This is a genomic window from Brevibacillus sp. YAE8, assembly GCF_057543335.1.
On record NZ_BAAIYG010000007.1, the window covers coordinates 1 to 17,624 of the forward strand.

Annotated in this window: 15 protein-coding genes; 5 read left to right on the forward strand and 10 right to left on the reverse strand. The window is 54.6% G+C overall.

Annotated features, from left to right (window positions below; all coding sequences use genetic code 11):
• The first annotated feature begins 817 nt into the window (after positions 1 to 817).
• Together adh and AC27IT_RS12155 are read left to right on the forward strand one after the other, a co-directional pair.
• Positions 818 to 2,338, forward strand: a complete 1,521-nt coding sequence (gene adh / locus AC27IT_RS12150; RefSeq protein WP_005835161.1) for an aldehyde dehydrogenase — start codon at positions 818 to 820, stop codon at positions 2,336 to 2,338.
• 3 nt (positions 2,339 to 2,341) lie between these two features.
• Positions 2,342 to 2,683, forward strand: a complete 342-nt coding sequence (locus AC27IT_RS12155; RefSeq protein WP_005835162.1) for a DUF779 domain-containing protein — start codon at positions 2,342 to 2,344, stop codon at positions 2,681 to 2,683.
• Positions 2,684 to 2,755: 72 nt separating this feature from the next.
• On the opposite strand, the gene AC27IT_RS12160 is transcribed toward AC27IT_RS12155, so the two are convergent.
• Both AC27IT_RS12160 and AC27IT_RS12165 read right to left on the reverse strand, forming a co-directional pair.
• Positions 2,756 to 4,414 carry a DEAD/DEAH box helicase gene (locus AC27IT_RS12160; RefSeq protein WP_283858423.1) on the reverse strand — a complete coding sequence of 553 codons (1,659 nt, stop codon included), beginning with the start codon at positions 4,412 to 4,414 and terminating at the stop codon, positions 2,756 to 2,758.
• Positions 4,415 to 4,441: 27 nt separating this feature from the next.
• A complete protein-coding gene (locus tag AC27IT_RS12165) occupies positions 4,442 to 5,065 on the reverse strand; it encodes a class I SAM-dependent methyltransferase (protein ID WP_005835165.1) in 624 nt (207 codons plus the stop codon).
• A 153-nt stretch (positions 5,066 to 5,218) separates the two neighbouring features.
• Between AC27IT_RS12165 and AC27IT_RS12170 the strand changes: the two genes are divergently transcribed.
• On the forward strand, positions 5,219 to 5,911 hold the full coding sequence (locus AC27IT_RS12170; protein ID WP_005835167.1) for a response regulator transcription factor: 693 nt from the start codon (positions 5,219 to 5,221) through the stop codon (positions 5,909 to 5,911).
• Positions 5,889 to 8,078: a sensor histidine kinase gene (locus AC27IT_RS12175; RefSeq protein WP_007778412.1), complete on the forward strand. Its 2,190-nt coding sequence runs from the start codon at positions 5,889 to 5,891 to the stop codon at positions 8,076 to 8,078. The genes AC27IT_RS12170 and AC27IT_RS12175 overlap by 23 nt, the downstream gene beginning before the upstream one ends.
• 148 nt (positions 8,079 to 8,226) lie before the next feature.
• On the opposite strand, the gene AC27IT_RS12180 is transcribed toward AC27IT_RS12175, so the two are convergent.
• The 8 genes from AC27IT_RS12180 to AC27IT_RS12215 form a co-directional block, all read right to left on the reverse strand.
• A complete protein-coding gene (locus tag AC27IT_RS12180; protein WP_005835170.1) occupies positions 8,227 to 8,490 on the reverse strand; it encodes an HPr family phosphocarrier protein in 264 nt (87 codons plus the stop codon).
• 20 nt (positions 8,491 to 8,510) lie between these two features.
• Positions 8,511 to 8,888 (reverse strand): HAD-IIB family hydrolase, encoded by a 378-nt coding sequence (locus tag AC27IT_RS12185; protein ID WP_007778407.1) that lies wholly within the window; start codon positions 8,886 to 8,888, stop codon positions 8,511 to 8,513.
• Positions 8,889 to 9,023: 135 nt separating this feature from the next.
• A complete protein-coding gene (locus AC27IT_RS12190) occupies positions 9,024 to 10,346 on the reverse strand; it encodes a 6-phospho-beta-glucosidase (protein ID WP_026557622.1) in 1,323 nt (440 codons plus the stop codon).
• A complete protein-coding gene (locus AC27IT_RS12195; RefSeq protein ID WP_005835173.1) occupies positions 10,343 to 10,669 on the reverse strand; it encodes a PTS sugar transporter subunit IIA in 327 nt (108 codons plus the stop codon). Before AC27IT_RS12195 ends, AC27IT_RS12190 begins: the two co-directional genes overlap by 4 nt.
• A 12-nt stretch (positions 10,670 to 10,681) precedes the next feature.
• A complete protein-coding gene (gene chbG / locus AC27IT_RS12200) occupies positions 10,682 to 11,428 on the reverse strand; it encodes a chitin disaccharide deacetylase (protein WP_007778400.1) in 747 nt (248 codons plus the stop codon).
• A gap of 22 nt (positions 11,429 to 11,450) precedes the next feature.
• Complete coding sequence (gene celB / locus AC27IT_RS12205) at positions 11,451 to 12,794, reverse strand: PTS cellobiose transporter subunit IIC (RefSeq protein ID WP_026557623.1); 1,344 nt, start codon at positions 12,792 to 12,794, stop codon at positions 11,451 to 11,453.
• 12 nt (positions 12,795 to 12,806) lie between these two features.
• Complete coding sequence (locus AC27IT_RS12210) at positions 12,807 to 13,109, reverse strand: PTS sugar transporter subunit IIB (RefSeq protein ID WP_005835177.1); 303 nt, start codon at positions 13,107 to 13,109, stop codon at positions 12,807 to 12,809.
• Between the two features lie 205 nt (positions 13,110 to 13,314).
• Complete coding sequence (locus AC27IT_RS12215; protein ID WP_025848052.1) at positions 13,315 to 15,993, reverse strand: sigma-54-dependent transcriptional regulator; 2,679 nt, start codon at positions 15,991 to 15,993, stop codon at positions 13,315 to 13,317.
• 236 nt (positions 15,994 to 16,229) lie between these two features.
• Between AC27IT_RS12215 and AC27IT_RS12220 the strand changes: the two genes are divergently transcribed.
• Positions 16,230 to 17,624 carry a sensor histidine kinase gene (locus AC27IT_RS12220; RefSeq protein WP_221843667.1) on the forward strand — a complete coding sequence of 465 codons (1,395 nt, stop codon included), beginning with the start codon at positions 16,230 to 16,232 and terminating at the stop codon, positions 17,622 to 17,624.

Consider the following 17,624-nt stretch of genomic DNA (forward strand, 5'->3'; position numbering starts at 1 on the left):
AAGATGTGAATAACTCATGATTGATTCTCCTGTGTAAATGTGGTGTGGTAACTTCATTTTACACGAATCAATCATGGGCCATTTTTTTATCTAGCTGTTGGTGTCGCACTTCATATTACAATCCGTCTTATAGAAAAGCATATTCGGTTGGGAAAACTATTCATTCCGTCCCTTGTCCCCCCTTTTCTCCTATGAAGAATAGTAAGTTGATTGGTCCGGGACTAGTCAGTGGCGAAAGGACAAGAGTCTAACGTTAGCCTTTTTATATAGCGTTTACGAGAAAATGGACGGTTAGACAACGGCTTTACATGGATCGACTCGTTTGCCATAAGCTGCATGACTTGCCTCACTGGTTAGCTTAACGCATGGAACTACCTTTGTAGGTCATTCCGTTCTTTAGTCATTTGAAAGCGGAATTCAGCTCAGAAAAATCAGTTTATTTTTTTGCATTTAAAACAACATTAAAATTCAACAGAGCCAAATAACAAGAAAAGCACTCGCACAGGTCCTGTGTGTTTGCCCTGCCCATCCTATGAGGGGATGTTCGGGCAAAGCCGTCTTTCCTCCCACGCTGAAAACCGTAGGCTTTCAATAGGCGATTACTGCGAAGCCTCGCGCAAAAAGCAGATATTTGTCAGATGCTCCCAAAATTATTGCAAACTGTCTCAAAACGGAACAATGCCTGCTCCATTTTGGAACATTTTTGGCGTGTTTCGTCTGCGAAAACGCTGTCATTTCAAGCCTTCCGGCGTTTGGTACAGGATTTGCTTTTAGAGAAGGTTGTAAAGAAAAAGGTGATATAAGAGGAGGCGCTCGCATGATCTATGCTCAACCCGGCCAAGCCGGATCCAAGGTGACTTTCAAGACTCGCTACGACAACTATATTGGTGGCAATTGGGTACCGCCAGTGAAGGGTGAATATTTTGAAAACGTCTCTCCTGTAAACGGCAAGGTCTTTTGCGAGGTTGCCCGTTCGACGGCAGAAGACATCGAGCTCGCACTGGACGCCGCCCACGAGGCAAAAACTGCTTGGGGACGCACCTCGGTTACACAACGCTCCAACATCCTCCTGAAAATCGCAGACCGCATGGAAGCCAACTTGGAGCTTTTGGCGACTGCCGAGACATGGGAAAACGGCAAGCCCGTCCGCGAGACGCTGGCTGCTGACATTCCGCTCGCTATCGACCATTTCCGTTACTTCGCCGGAGCTATCCGCGCACAAGAAAGCTCTCTCGCTGAGATCGACAACGACACGGTTGCTTATCACTTCCATGAGCCGCTCGGAGTCGTCGGACAGATCATTCCGTGGAACTTCCCGCTCCTGATGGCGACGTGGAAGCTGGCCCCGGCCCTGGCCGCAGGAAACTGCGTCGTGCTCAAGCCTGCCGAGCAAACACCTGCTTCGATCATGGTGCTGATGGAGCTGATTGGCGACTTGCTGCCTCCAGGCGTCGTCAACGTCGTAAACGGCTTCGGTCTGGAAGCGGGTAAACCGCTGGCATCGAGCAACCGCATCGCCAAAATCGCCTTTACGGGTGAGACGACAACCGGACGTCTCATCATGCAATACGCTTCCCAAAACATCATTCCGGTGACGCTGGAGCTGGGCGGAAAATCTCCGAACATCTTCTTCCCGGATGTGTGTGCAAAAGACGACGCGTTCCTCAACAAAGCCATCGAAGGCTTCGTGCTGTTTGCGCTCAACCAGGGCGAGGTTTGCACGTGCCCGTCCCGCGCCCTCATTCACGAAAGCATTTACGATCAATTCATGGAGCGCGCCCTGAAACGCGTTGCCAGCATCAAGCAGGGCAACCCGCTCGATACAGAAACAATGATCGGCGCCCAAGCTTCCCTGGAGCAAGTCGAAAAAATTCTCTCCTACCTCGACATCGGCAAGCAGGAAGGCGCAGATTGCCTGATCGGCGGCGCGCGTGCGCAGCTTGAGGGCGATCTCGAAGGCGGCTACTACATCCAGCCGACCGTGTTCAAGGGCCACAACAAAATGCGCATCTTCCAGGAAGAAATCTTTGGTCCGGTAGTCTCCGTGACGACCTTCAAAGACACGGAAGAAGCGCTCTCCATCGCCAACGACACCTTGTACGGTCTCGGCTCCGGCGTATGGACACGCGATATGAACACTGCCTACCGCATGGGCCGCGAAATCCAGGCTGGCCGCGTATGGACCAACTGCTACCACGCTTACCCTGCGCACGCTGCGTTCGGCGGATACAAAATGTCCGGTATCGGTCGCGAAACACACAAAATGATGCTCTCTCACTATCAGCAAACCAAAAACCTGCTGGTCAGCTACAGCGACCAGGCACTGGGCTTCTTTTGATCGATGAGCCAGCCTGAGAAAGTGCTCGCTACCGATGCTGCCCTGCAGTTGATCGAACGGCTGCGCGCCAAGCATGGCGACTTGATGTTTCACCAGTCAGGGGGCTGCTGCGACGGCAGCTCTCCCATGTGCTACCCGCTCGGCGAGTTTCTCGTCGGCGATCAGGATGTGCTCTTGGGTGAGATCGGCGGCTGCCCGTTTTACATGGGCAAAGCACAGTACGAGTATTGGAAGCATACCCAGCTCATTATTGATGTAGTCGAAGGCCGCGGCGGCATGTTCTCGCTTGAGGGACCAGAAGGAGTGCGCTTCCTTACGCGTTCGCGCGTCTTTCCTGACAGCTAAATGCACAACAAAAGACCGTTCCTGCCTGTCTCACGGCCGGAACGGTCTTTCTTTTTCCCCGCTTTGCTTCACTCAGCGCTTCTTGGCCCTTCGAGCGGTGCTGCCGCGTTTTACTGGCGCCGGGCCTGGCCGTTTTCCTGATGTTTTTTTGCCTTCAAAACGTGCGCTTCCGCCTGCTGCCCGCTCGCTGCTCTGCCCTTGTTTCGTCGCACGCCCTGCTTTGCGCTGGTCATCCCGATCCGGTTTGGTCATGCGAGCGCCTTGCTGCTGGCGATCGTCACCGTGCCGCCCGCGTTTTCCGTTCCCTCGCTTCCCTTGGCTGGCCTGTTGCTTAGTCTCAGCTTTGGCTGGTCTGCTCGCACGATGCTCGTCCTCAGCCCGGGCTTGCCTGCCACTACGATGCTCGTCCCCAGCTCGGGCTGGTTTGCCGCCACGATCCCCGTCCCCAGCTCGGGCTGGTTTGCCGCCACGATCCCCGTCCCCAGCTCTGGCCGACCTGCCCCCGCGATGCTCGCCTCTGCCTGCGCTCTCCTGCCCCTTATGCTGCTTCTTTTGCTGCCTCTTTTGCTGCTTACGCTCCTCGTGCTCCCCGAAATCCGCCGTCCGCTCACTCGCACGCCGCTCCAAAGTCATGGCGATCCCTTTTTCAATCTCTGCGAGCTGCGCCCGATCCTTCGCCGCCACCAATGTGTAGGCCACGCCCTTCTCCTTGGCCCGGCCCGTTCTGCCGATGCGGTGAATATAGCTGTCTACGTCCTCTGGGATGTCGTAGTTGAATACGTGTGTGACTCCCTCGACGTCAAGTCCGCGAGCCGCCACGTCCGTTGCGACGAGAAACTGGATTCTGGCTTCGCGGAAACGCTTCATCACGTCCTCGCGCTTCGCTTGTGACAAATCGCCGTGCAGTTCGTCAGAAATATAGCCGAACCCTTGCAGGGCGGCGTTCAGCGTGCTTGCCCTGCGCTTGGTCCGGCAAAAGATCACTGCCAAAAACGGGCGTTCCTCGTCAAGCAAGCTGCGCAAGGTAGACTGCTTCGCCCGGTCCGTTGTCTCCACGACGATCTGCCGGATATCCTCCAGCGTGATCCGCTTGCCTTGCACGTGAATATCCTCCGGGTTTTGCATGAACCGCTTGGCCAGCGCACGCACCTGTGGCGTCATCGTCGCGGAAAACAGCATGGTTTGCCGATCAGCAGGCGTCTGCGCGAGAATGTCCTCTACCTCGGGCAAAAAGCCCATGTGCAGCATCTGGTCCGCCTCATCCAGCACGAGCATGGAAACGGTCGACAAATCAATCGTTCCTCTTCTTATATGGTCCAGCAACCTGCCGGGAGTAGCGATCACGACCTGTTTTTTGCCCGCCAGCTTGCGCAGTTGCCGATCGACGTCTTGTCCGCCATATACGGCAAGCACATGCACCTCGTCCACGGCCGCCGTCAGCTTTTGCACCTCTGCCGTAATTTGCAGCGCAAGCTCCCGCGTAGGCGTGAGGATCAGCGCCTGAACGTCGTTTGTCTCGGGATCGACTTTCTCCAAAATCGGCAGGAGAAAAGCAAGCGTTTTGCCCGTCCCCGTCTGTGCCTGGGAAATCGCATCTTTGCCTGTCATGAGGACAGGAATTGCTTTTTCCTGGATCGGGGTCGGCTCCGCAATCCCGTTCGCCTGCAGAGCGTCTATCCATTCTTTTCGTATGCCCAATCTCAAAAAATCAGCCAGTTTCGCCATCTCCATTCATTACGTATCCAAAACCATACAGGATTATTTCGTACAAACCGCCATCCCGATAAAATAACGCACGCCGTCACGAGGCTTTTCAAACGTCGGCCCTCGCTGGTAGTAAATCTCCACCTGCGAAAACCGGACGAACAGCTCCTCAAACTCGGCGGGCGTCAATTGATGCACATGAAAAGGCTCGCTCGTCTGCATGCCTCTCCCTCTGCCAAACGGACTGGACAAGACCAGCGTTCCGCCCGGCTTCAGCATGCGGTACAGGTTGTTCATGAACAGCAGGTCGTCGGCGACGTGCTCAATCGTTTCAAAACTCAAAATGGTATCAAACAAGCCCAGCTTCTCCGGGAGCAACGGATCGAGGGCATCGCCCTTTTGATACGTAATCTTTTGATGATGGTATTCCCGCTTCGCATAAGTGATCGTGTCGTCATCGTTGTCGACGCCGATCAGCTCGGTCAGCTCCCGCTTTCGATCCTTTGCCACCATGTGGCAGCCGTAACCCGTACCGCAGGCGATATCGAGCACTCTACCTTTGATATACGGCGTGGCAAAATAATAGCGGGCAATATGTTCCAGCAGCATGCCATTCGTCGGCTTCAGCAGCTTGGGGATAATCCTCTCCCCGGTCCATTCCAGCAAGGCCATCACCATTTTCTCGTTTTGACTTCCTCACATCTTACCTTATTTTCGGGCCAGATCCTATCTCGGGCGTATATTAAGAAATTTGTAAGAGATTTCTATGCTGTTTTGTCAAACCTGGGCGTTAAGATAGAACCATGAATGCATTCACAAGGTGGGAAAACAATGACGACTTATCACGTCCTCGTAGTCGACGACGAGGAAGAGATCCGAGACGCAATCGAAATTTACTTGAAAAACGAATCGTTAGTCGTGCATAAAGCAAGCAATGGCGTGGAAGCATTGGACGTTTTGGAGCGGGAAGAAATTCACCTCATTATTTTGGACATCATGATGCCGCAAATGGACGGGATTACGGCTACGTTTAAAATCCGCCAGGACAAAAACATCCCGATCATCATGCTTTCTGCCAAATCGGAGGATACGGACAAAATTTTGGGCTTGAACATCGGAGCCGACGACTATGTGACCAAGCCTTTTCATCCGCTGGAGCTGGTGGCCCGGGTCAAATCCCAACTGCGGCGCTACACCAACCTCGGCAACTACAAAACGACCGAGGATGAAATCCAGGTCCGCGGCTTGTCGTTGAACAAAAGCACGAAAACCGTCACTGTCGACGGCAACGAGGTGCGGCTGACAGCTACGGAGTACAAAATTTTGGAGCTGTTGATGGAAAACAAGGGCCGGGTCTTTTCCATCGAGGAAATTTACGAGCGCGTCTGGCGCGAACCGTATTTGAACGCGGAAAACACCGTTGCCGTCCACGTCCGACGCATTCGGGAAAAGATCGAGATCAACCCGAAGGAACCGAAATATTTGAAGGTGGTATGGGGAATTGGATACAAAATCGAAAAATAGCCGCTTTACGCTGCCTGCCCTGTTCGCCCTGGTAGTCAGCCTCTCGCTGCTGATGCTGACCGCAGCAGACGTTTACCAAAACCGCGAGTATTTGCAAAAAGACTCCTACTTCCAGAGCGAGAACTTCAACAGCGAAGTCAGGCTGTTCGTAGAGCTGGTGAAAGATGTTCATGTAGACTTCGCCGGCTACGAGCGCAAAACACCGGAAGAAAAGCTGGGCAAAGCGACAGTGGAGCAATTCCAGCGCGAGCGCGAGGATGCCTTGCGGGAAGTCAGGGAAAGACTGGAAAGTGAATACGCCCACGAGATCGAGAACGCCAGAAACGCCTCCGATACGAAGGAGCTTGACAGGCTCGCGACTGAACAAGCAGCCAGGCTGAAAAAGGCGCTCGAGAAAGAAACGGCCAACTGGGATCGACAGTTCCAACAGATGGTCGCGGAAAAGGACGCCGAGTACGAAGAGCGAAAAAACAGCCTTGCGCTGCGAACCGGCTCATTCAAATACTATGTCAGAGACAACAAGACGGGCAAAGTGTACACCAACATGTCCCACGAGCCTTCCGAAACAGAAGTGAGTAAAAACGCCCGCTATGCAATCCGTTTTCCGGAAAACTCCTATCAGAAATACGGAGAGTTTGCCGATATCAACCGTACTTATCAATTGAGTCAATGGAGCGGAATCTTTTACGTTCCGAAAAGCCCGGAAGGCTACAGCCAGATTCATGCCGATGCCGTCTATTTCGATTCCAAACGGGAGCGGCTGCTCGGAGAATGCGCCCTGCTCACGGTGACGCTGCTCGTGACTGCGCTGCTGCTCTGGTATTTGAAGCTAAGCCGCGCCGCCGCACAGCCGATTGTCGTCAAAAGCCTGGCACTGTTCCGGCGCATCCCGCTCGATATTCGGATTATCATGCTGCTCCCGATTGGGGTCGCGTACCTGGCTCTGATTTTCAATTTGCGCTTTTTCTTTTTCTTCTTGCCGATTGACGCCGAGCATTTCTTTACACTCGGGATCATCTCCCTGTTCACTGCCTATTTGCTGCTGCAAGCTCTGGAAGCATGGCATATGTACCTGCACCCGGGATCGCTTCGCGAGCAATGGCAAAGAAGCTTGTTCGTCCGGCAAAAAGTGCTCTTGCGGGAAAGCTACACCAACCGAAGCCTGTTTTTCAAAGTCTCCCTGCTGTTCATTTTGACCGTTGGCTTTGGCATGAGCGTAGCGCTCGGCTTGGTCGCCATGGTAAAGGCCTCTGAGGAATTGTTCTCCCTCTCTTTTTTATACGGCTTGTTCTACCTGGCAACCGTCGTCCCTTACGTCCTGCGTCGCCTGGGGCTCATGAACCGCATCATGCTGGGAGCCTCCGAGATGTCAGCCGGAAATTTGGATGCAACGATTGAAAAGATTCGTAAAGGAAACCTCTCCAATCTCGCTCACTCGCTCAACAACATCAAGCTCGGATTAAAGAGTGCAATGGAGGAACAAATGAAGAGTGAGCGCATGAAATCGGAGCTGATTACCAATGTATCGCACGATTTGAAAACGCCGCTCACCTCGATTATCAACTATGTCGATCTGCTTAAACGGGAAAACCTGACAGCAGACGAGATCAAAAGCTATGTCGATGTATTGGACCGCAAAACGGCCCGCTTGCGGGTGCTCATCGACGACCTGTTTGACGCGGCGAAAATGTCCAGCGGAGCTGTAGAGCTGCACATCGAGCAGGTGAACGTAGCATCCCTGCTCAACCAGGCCATCGCGGAGTTCAGCGAAAAGATCGAGCAGTCGTCCCTCACCTTCCGCGTCAACGTCGAGCAGCCGAAAATCGTGGCACCGCTTGACGGGAAAAAGACGTGGCGCGTCTTCGAGAATTTGATTGGCAACGCCTTGAAATATTCCTTGCCCAACACGCGTGTCCTGATCGATCTGTACGAAAAGCCGGGAGAAGTCATCATGACGATCAAAAACGTCTCTGCCTACGAAATCGACTTCGACGCCCAAGAGCTTTTCGAGCGGTTCAAGCGCGCCGACCAATCGCGCAACACCGAAGGCTCCGGCCTCGGACTCGCGATTGCGAAAAGCATCGTCGAGCTGCAAGGCGGCCGCCTCTCCATCGAAATTGACGGCGATTACTTCAAGGTGATGGTCGTGTTTCGCAAAAACGCCTAGTGCCTGCCTGCCTTTTGTCGGGACCCTGTCGTCCCCAGCGCTGCACTGGCAAACCCGCATGCGAAGCATTGCCCGAAAATGACGAAAAGCCAATGCCCATTTGTTCGGGCACTGGCTTTTTTGATTTGCTCCTGCACTTTTAACGCTACTAGATGGCGAAATTTCGCTCAAACAACGACCGCAGAGCCGTTGCCGCCTCCTGTTCGTCGACGCCCTCCACCTCAAACGTCATCTCGTCCCCGGTCTTCACGCCCAGCGCCATGACGCTGAGAATGCTTTTGCCATTGGCCTGCTTGTCGTTGTAGATCATTTTGACTGACGAGCGGTATTGGTTGAGCAGGTTTACCAGGACAGAAGCCGGACGGGCATGAAGGCCGCCACTTACGGTAATTTCGACGCTAAAACGGACCATTGCACTCCTCCTTTTCTGCCTCATGCATCGTGTATGGTGAAAAACTTGCGGATGACAGCGGCCACGCCGTGCTGGTCGTTCGTGTCGGTCACGTAGCGGGCCAGCCGCTTCACATCGTCCGGGGCGTTGCCCATCGCCACGCCCATTCCGGCATATTGCAGCATTTCCGCATCGTTGTAGTTGTCGCCGACGGCTACGATTTCTTCCGGACCGATTCCCAGCTTTTCTGTCAGTACCGCGAGTCCGCTTGCTTTGGATACCCCTTCCGGCAAAATCTCCAGATTGCGCTCGCCGGATGCCGTCACTCTGATTTTTTCCAGGCTGGCACGTTCCAGCTCCCGCCTGGCCGCCGCGATCCGCTCCGCTTCTCCGGTAACGAATATTTTGGGGGCGCACACTTGCTCGGCCCGGACGTACTCCGCGAGCGCTGACGCCGGCTGGATTTTGAGCGGATACCGTTCCTGCTCAGGGCAAGCAGCTTGTATCTCATGCTCCTGCCCCGCCTGCTACGCCGTTCCACCAGTCTCCCACCTTCACGTCACCGGCTTGAAAAACTGCGGCAGATACTCCTTGTGCGCTTCCAGCATTTCATCGAGAATTTGCTTCGCGACCACGTCGGACGGCACCAGCGGGTTAATCGCCATCGCCAGCAGCGCCTTGTGGTAATCGCCCGTGACAGCCGCCTCCGCCGCTACCCGTTCGAACGACTTGATCTGCTGCACAAGCCCGCGCACAGGCACAGGCAAATCGCCTACGGCCAACGGAATCGGCCCTTCCTTCGTAATGACGCAGTTCACCTCGACAGCGGAATCGTCAGGAATGCTCGCAATCGCGCCATTGTTGCGGACGTTTACGGGCTGAATATCCCGGCGGTCGTTGTAAATCGAGTGGATCAGGTTGCAGGCCGCCTCGCTGTAGTACGCTCCCCCGCGCTTTTCCAACTGCGGCGGCTTGATGTTCAGGTCGGGATCTTCATAGAGCGCAAACAGCTCCGCTTCCACCCGCTTGACCACTTCTGCACGCGTGCCGTTTTTGCTCGCTTCTTCCTGCTCGTGCGCAAGCATGGTGCTGGTCTGATAGTAATAGCGATGGTACGGGCAAGGAAGAATGCCCAGCGCCTTGATGAAGTCTTTTTCCCAGCCGAGGTCGAGTATGTTTTGCATCGTGATTCCCGATTGCTCGCCCGTCAGCTTGTCGATTACTTGCGAAGTGACATTGTCGCCATCCACGTACACTCCAAGCCCGAACACCATATGGTTCAGCCCGGCAAAATCAATGTGCACCCGCGACTGGTCGACACCCAAAATCGTCGCGACGCCCATTTTCATCCCGATCGGAACATTGCACAGCCCGATGACCTTGCTGCGGTTCGCATGCCGGAGTACCGCCTCTGTCACCATGCCAGCCGGGTTGGTGAAGTTAATCAGCCAGGCATCCGGGCACAGCTCCTCCATGTCGCGGCAAATATCCATAATGACCGGAATCGTGCGCAATCCTTTGAACAGCCCGCCCGGACCGTTTGTCTCCTGCCCGATGACCCCGTACTTCAGCGGGATGCGCTCATCTTTAATCCGCGCGTCCAAAAGCCCCACGCGCATTTGTGTCGTGACAAAATCGGCTCCCGCCAGCGCTTTGCGCCGATCCAGCGTCAGGTGCACCTGAATCGGCACCCCGGCCTTTTCCACCATGCGCTTTGCCAGCGCCCCGACGATTTGCAGCTTTTTCTCGCCCTCGGGAATGTCCACGAGCCACAGCTCGCGCACGGGCAGCTCGTCGTACCGTTTGATGAAGCCCTCTACCAGCTCCGGCGTATAGCTCGATCCTCCGCCAATCGTAACGATTTTGATTCCGCTCACACTCCTGCCTCCTTCCCTGCGTGGACATGGCTGTACAGCTCGACAAACTCGCTGGCCAAATCTTTGATCGTCATCGCATTCATCAGATGATCCTGCGCGTGGATCAACAGCATGCTGATCTCAGGCTTCTCTCCCGCGATTTCCTTTTGAATAAAAGCGGTTTGATGATGATGGGCCCGGCTCAGCTCTTCGCCAGCTCGCCTCAGCGCATCCTGTGCGCCTGCCATGTCTTTGTTTTTCGCCAGGGCGATTGCTTCCATCGCCAGGCTTCTCGCGTTTCCTCCGTGCAAAATCAACTGAAAAATAACGTCTGTATGGTCCACATCAATCTCCACCTATCCGAGTTCTTTATAAGTTACCAGCCGTACATTGCGCTTTTGCACGTACTCCTTTATCTCTTGTGCGGTCAAAATGTGCAGCTCCCGCGCGCGTTGCAGCGTGTACGAGCTGCCTGTCAACACCTCTTCGTCCAAATACGCCGGATGTGTCATTATCTCCGCCACATCGCAGTCCGCAAGCTCCTCCACCACGTCGATAAACGACTGCGTAGTCAGGCCGTCTCCGTAAAACCGTTCGGAAAAGCCTTCTGTCGTCATCACCTCCGGATGCTCTGCCCGCGCTTCGGGCGAAAACGACCACGGATACCGAACCGGAACCTGGTATTCTTTTGCCAGGCCAAGCACAATCGGCAAGACCGCGGCATGGGCATGAACGTGGTGATGGCTGTCGATATGCGTCAAAGCAAGACCTGTTTGCAAATACTTTTCCAGTTGGCTGCGCAGCTCCCTTTCCACTTCCTCCGGCGACGCCAGGCTCAAATAATCGTGTCCGCGCCGAAAGCGCCCGTGCTCATCTGTCAGCGACGGCACGTTTTGGCTGACCGGGAAGCCGCAAGTGAGCACCAGATGGATGCCTACCCCGAGCGTGGGCGTCTTTTTGGCAAGCTGAACCGCATGCTCGAACCCGTTCATGTTGACCATGGCCGTCGCAGAGGTGACGACACCCGCCCGATGCGCCTCGATGATCCCCAGATTCACCCCTTTGGAATACCCGAAGTCATCTGCATTCACAATCAGCTTCATATCATGCCTCTCCTCCGGGAAATTACATATTTACGACTTTGTCGGGAGCGGCATGCGCCTGTTCCTCGTTCAACTTTTGCTTATCCCACAGACGGAAGAACGGGTAGTAGATCAACAGCGAGATGACGAAGTTCACGAGTTGGAGCACGCTGCCCGAAAGCTTCCCGCCAGTAGCCAAATATCCGCTGATAATGACCGGAGTCGTCCACGGTACAGCGACACCGCTCGGCTTTGCTACCCATCCCAGCGACATCGCCACATAGCTGACAATGACCAGCACGACTGGGGCGAGGATAAACGGAATAATCAAAAGCGGGTTCATGACGATCGGCATGCCGAAGGTGACAGGCTCGTTGATGTTGAACAGGCCAGGGCCGATGGAGAGCCGACTGATGTTTTTCATCTGCTCGCTGCGCGCCCGAAACAGCATCAGGACGACGAGCGCCAGCGTCGCGCCGGAACCGCCCGCATAAATCCACAGGTCGAAAAACTGGGTGGTAATCACGTTGGGCAGTTCGGCATTCGGATTCGCCTGGAACGCCGCCCGGTTTTGGTCCATCAAGGTGAGCCAGATCGGGCTCATGATACCGCCGACAATCGCCGCTCCGTGCAGGCCGAGCGACCAAAGCAGTTGGACGAGCAGCACGCAGACAATCGCTCCGATCAGACTGCTGCCGAGCGCGCTCAGCGGACCGACCAGCAAGTCAGACACGATGTTGTGGATGCTTTCAAACGAGGTGTTTTCAATCAGGATGCGCAGCAACCAGACGACCAGCAGCACGGCCGAAGCGGGAATCAGCGCCACGAAAGAACGGGAGACAGCAGGCGGAACCCCGTCCGGCATTGTGATGACGATTTTCTTTTGAATGATTTTGCGGTAAATCTCCGTGGACAACACGGCCAAAAGCATCGCTACGAACAGCCCTTGGCTTCCCATCAAGGCGACAGGAATGACTCCGCCTACCTCTTGCGCTGCCGTTGCACCTTCCGGGGTGAACATCGTCTTGTAAGGGGTCGCGAGCAAAAAGGAAGCGACCGAGATCGCACCTGCTGACAGCGGATCGACCTTGTACTTTTCCGCCAATCGGTACGCCACCCCGAAGCTGACGATCAGCGCCATGATGTCAAACGTCGCGTTCACCGGATACAACAGCTTGGTCAGCCATTGATCGCCGAAGATTCCGCTCATGAATTCGCTGTAACCAGGGATGGGAATAAAACCGATGATGAGGAAAAGAGAGCCGATAATGAGCAAAGGCATGGTAAGAATGATTCCGTCGCGAATCGCCTGCAAATGCTTCTGCTCCGCGATCCTGCCCGCGACAGGCATCACGCGGTCTTCCAGAAAAGAAATAAACCCTGCCATACGCATCCCCCTCTACTGTTTTAGACGAAGCGCAAATTCCAGCACGTTTTTCCCGTTCAGGGAGCCGTAGTCAACCGTGCTAATCACATCGACCGGAATCCCTCTCGCCGCCCCTTCTTTTTTCATTTCCGCCAGCTTGTAGCGGACTTGCGGGCCCAGCAGAAGCACCTGTGCCTGGTCAATATGGTGCTTCACCTCATCTGCCGACACCGCCCAGATTTTCGCTTCCAGCCCTTTTTCCCGTGCCGCCTGCTCCATTTTTTGCACGAGCAGACTCGTTGACATCCCCGCTGCGCAGCATAGCAAAATATTCAATCCAGCTTCCTCCCCTCAGTTGGTTATGTCCTTTTCCTAGAGCAAGTCACGTGCCAAAACACCCTTTTTGTATGCGCTTTCAAAACAAAGCGCATCGTTATCGCGTTTGCCGGGCAGCCGCATTCTGGGCAGGCGAGTAGTGTTTGAATGTAAGCGCTGTAGTGTTTTGTTAACAGGGACAAATTGGCAAAAATTAAAACACTAGCTACGCCAGTGTTTTGTTGTGTATGAAAAAATTCATGACAAAGCATACATCGTCCTCGCTGAAGACCACGTCGTATTTGTCCTCCAACGGCTGCAACTCATGGCGAATCAGGCTGTACAGCTTGCGGTTTTCCGCCAAAAACGGCACCTTGTCGGTATAGGCTACGGAACGCTCCCCGGCTTTCAGCCGATCCACCAGGCAGCAGATGTGCAAATACGCCCCGATTCGCGTATCGAAAACCAGCTTGTTGCCAAGCCGCTCCTCCATGCGCGCCACACACGTCCTGACGTCGTCGAGAACGTCTTGGCCCCTCACCATTTTCAGGTGCTCCCTGAGCGATTCCTTCATCTTCACATAAGCTTCTTCCAGATCAATCAACTGCTGGATATCGGACAGCGCCTCGCCGTTCACCACATCGTCCATGCTGTGGCAGCGCAAGTCGCGATCCAGCATGTAGTTGCTCACGACGCACAGAACCGTCCGCTCTTCCTTGAGCTTTTTCAACCGGCTTTTCGCCTGCGCTTTGTCCATGAGCTGCAGCGGAACAAATTCCAGCAGCTTCTCGTCGTAGCGCAGCTTCGATTCGAGCAGCTTTTTCAAAAACAGCGCGCTGCCCTCGCCGGACAGGCAGGCCGCTACGATCGTCAAGGCAGGCACCGCCTTGTCTGCCGCCTCTTTGGGTAACTCCTCCCGCTGCCCCATCGAAATGCCGACGACATCGCGGTACACGTCGTCCAGCGAATGCCCCAGCATCGCTTTGCGCGTCGCCTCGATCACATGCGGAGTGCTCACCATCGGCACCACCTTCACCGGAATGCCCAGCTCCTTTTCGATGATCTCCCCGAATCCAAGCAGCGAGCCCATGTCGACGAGCAAAAGCAGCCCGGCTGCGCTCCCGATTTCCCGCGCTGTCTTGATCGCTTGCTCCAGGACGACCAGCGAGTCTTCCTCCAGCGGCAGGTCGATGGCACGCGCGTATTGGGTGACCAGCAGGCGGTTGGTCACGTCGACCATCGCCGTCGCTCCCCCGCTGCCGTGCGTGATGACCAGGACACCGATCGTTTCCCGCTCCTCCTGCATGCTCTCGTCATCCAGCACGAAAAACATGGTCAGGTAGCCCGCTTCGCCAATGGGCAAGTCCATCAGCAGCGCTTCCTCGATCATGCGCACGCACTCCAGCGCTACGGCAAACTCCTTTTTGTATTTGAGCCGCACGCTGTTGATGTGCGGATGGACGATTTGCTTTCCTTGCGACAGCCGCTCCTTGGACGTCTGGATGTGCAGCGCCAGGCCGAAGATGACCTTTTGGCTCAAAATTTTCTCCAGCTTCGCCTCGGCATAGCGCACGATGTCTTCGACGAGGTGAATGATGATCGGATCAATAATCCGCGCCATGTCGCCTTTGTTGATGCGCTGATGAACCCCTTTGATAAACGTGGTGAAGTAATGCTCGATATCAAATTCCAGTTCTTCCTCGCTGACCCCCTGGTTTTGCAACTCGTATATTTTTTGCTCGATCTTTTCGTAGACGCTGTCGGCGGCATTCTCCGACTCGCCGCCAAACCAGATGCTTTCCTCGGACGGCTGCACCACAAAGCATTTGTGCTCGGTGCCAATCAGCTCCTCCAGCTCCTGGCGGTAGTCTTTTGCCAAAAGCAGCCCTTGCTTGACGTGATGCGGAACGTCCTGAATCGAGACGTGCAGCAGATTTTTTTTCAAGGAAATAAACTCGGCATAAGCGCTGGCGCAGGTCAGTTGGATATCCGTCTTCAACTGGCCGATATTGTTCGGGCAATGATAGCAGAGAAACGCTTGCACCACGCTTGCCGATACCTGAATTTCCCGTCCCAGCCGAAACGCTTCTTCGCGAAAAATTTCCATGACAAGCCCAAAGCGCTCCTCCATCCCCCGCTCCACCAGGGAGGGCAGCTTGATGACCATCGGGATGCGGCGCATGAACGTCTTGAGCAGGCTGGATTCCGGGTTTTCGGTCGTTGCCATGACGATTTGCACCTGCGCGGAACGCTCTACCTCTGTTTCTCCGACCCGGCGGAACGTCCCTTTGTCCATGAACGTAAAAAATATTTCCTGCCCCTCTGCTGGCAAGCGGTGAACCTCATCGAGAAAAAGAATCCCGCCGTCCGCCTTTTCCACCAGCCCTTTGCGGTCCATCTCCGCTCCGGTGTACGCCCCCTTTTTGACCCCGAACAGTTGGCTGATTAAAAGCTGCGGGTTGTTGGCGTAGTCGGCGCAGTTAAAAACGACAAAGGGCGCCCCCTTGTCCAGCCGGCCAATATCGACGGCAAACTCGTGAATCATCCCCGCAAACCACGACTTGCCTACTCCCGTTTCGCCCAAAATCAGGCAGTGCATCCCGCGCGGCGGGTACAGCACCGCTGCCTTTGCCTGCTCGATGCGGGTAATCAGGCTTTTGTTCGTCTTCGCCAGCCTGTCCAATGCCGTTTGCGCCAAATAAAGCGAGTCATTCGCTTTTTTGACATAAAACAAGGTAGGACGCCCCTCTTCTTTTTCAATGCGGCCTTCCTTCCATAAGCGGTTCAAATCGCTGCTGACATTGGCGCGGCTAAGGCCCAGGAGCTCGGCCAGCTCGCCTGCGCTGATTTTTTTATCGGGACCGGACTCAAGCAGCTTCTGGTAAATGAAATCGACTCGTTTCACCACTGTTCACCTGCCACTCAACTGATTCGTTTTCATTTCCACGCTACACTGGAAAAACCTTCTTACCTATGAATATGCTGGATGGACACGCCTCATCCCGGCAAAATAAACAGCCACCCTTCTCTGAGAAAAGGATGGCTGCTTGCCTATTTTTTGGAAACCGATTCATTTTCGTTTTCTGCCTCCCAGGTACGCTATAATGGGTGTAACATGACTGACACAGGAGATCGCTTGCCATGATGGTTTTCATCTTATTCACCATATGGGCGCTAGGTCTATTGGTCCTGTTCACGGACCCGAAACGCACGTCGATCCGCTGGGCCTGCGCCACTGCCTTTATCGGAGGGGGCGGCTTCCTCTCGGCGGTCATTGACGAGACGATCATGCCGCTCTGGGCCGATGCTTTTACCATGAATGCCGGGACGGAGCAGACTTTGCTTTTTCTTAGCCGCCTCTCGTCCTTTATTTGCCAGGTCGGGTTGCCTTATTCGTTTCTCATGTTCGCCGTCCATTCGGCGGAGTTTCTCACCCGGAGAACAAAGCTGATTGCCCAGTTCGCCGCGCTCTGCCTCCCGGCGCTAATGCTCGCGATCACCCCCATTTATCCTGTACTGGCCTTCAATTACTGGATCATGGTGGCATGGGTCATTCCTTTTTTTCTGATCGCCTGCACTCTGCTGATCGTACAGTACCGGAACGAGAAAGACCCACTGGTCAAAAAGAACAGCTTTTTCACGAACGTGTTAATCATCGTCCCGCTCTTTTTCGTCTTTATCTTCATCTACATCATGCGCATCCAGAATGACTACGAAGCATGGCGCTACAACATGCTGGTCGTCGCGATCCAGTTCATTTTGATTGTTGCCATCAGTTTGAAATACGGCTTTTTGGGCGTCCGGCTCCGCGTGGAAAAAAGACGTCTGGACAGCACGTTGCGCGCTCTCACGTCAGGAGCGCAAATCATTAATCACACGATCAAAAACGAAGTGGGGAAAATCTCGCTGTACGCCGATCGGATCGAATCGTACGCGGAGGAAACCAACCAGCCGAACCTGAAGGAAGACGCGCTCGTCCTCCTGCAATCGTCCCAGCACATGTTGGACATGATGAACCGGATTCAAAACCAGCTTCGCGACGTCGAGCTGCGCGAATCCCCCAGCGCGCCTGGCGAGATCATCAAGCAAGTCATCCAAAACTTGAAGCCTTACATGGAAAAGCATCAGGTGCTGGTGGAATGCGAGCTGGATGAGAGCCTCCACCTGTACGGCGATCCCGTGCAGCTTCGTGAAATTCTCACCAATTTGTGCATGAACGCGATCGAAGCGATGAAGTCCGGCGGCAAGCTCACCCTGCAACTGTTTTTGTCCAACCGTCACCTCGTCATCGCCGTCGCGGATACGGGTACAGGCATTTCCAAGGAAAATTTGCCGCATGTGCTCGACCCTTTTTTCTCTACCAAACGAACCGGACAAAACTTCGGCCTTGGACTTTCCTATTGCTATAACGTCATGCAAAAGCATCAGGGAATGCTGGAGATATACAGCGAGCCAGGAAAAGGAACGACGGTGTTTTTGTTCTTCCCGAAAAAACGAGTCATCACAAGCTCTGCCCAAACAGAAGGGAGGATATGA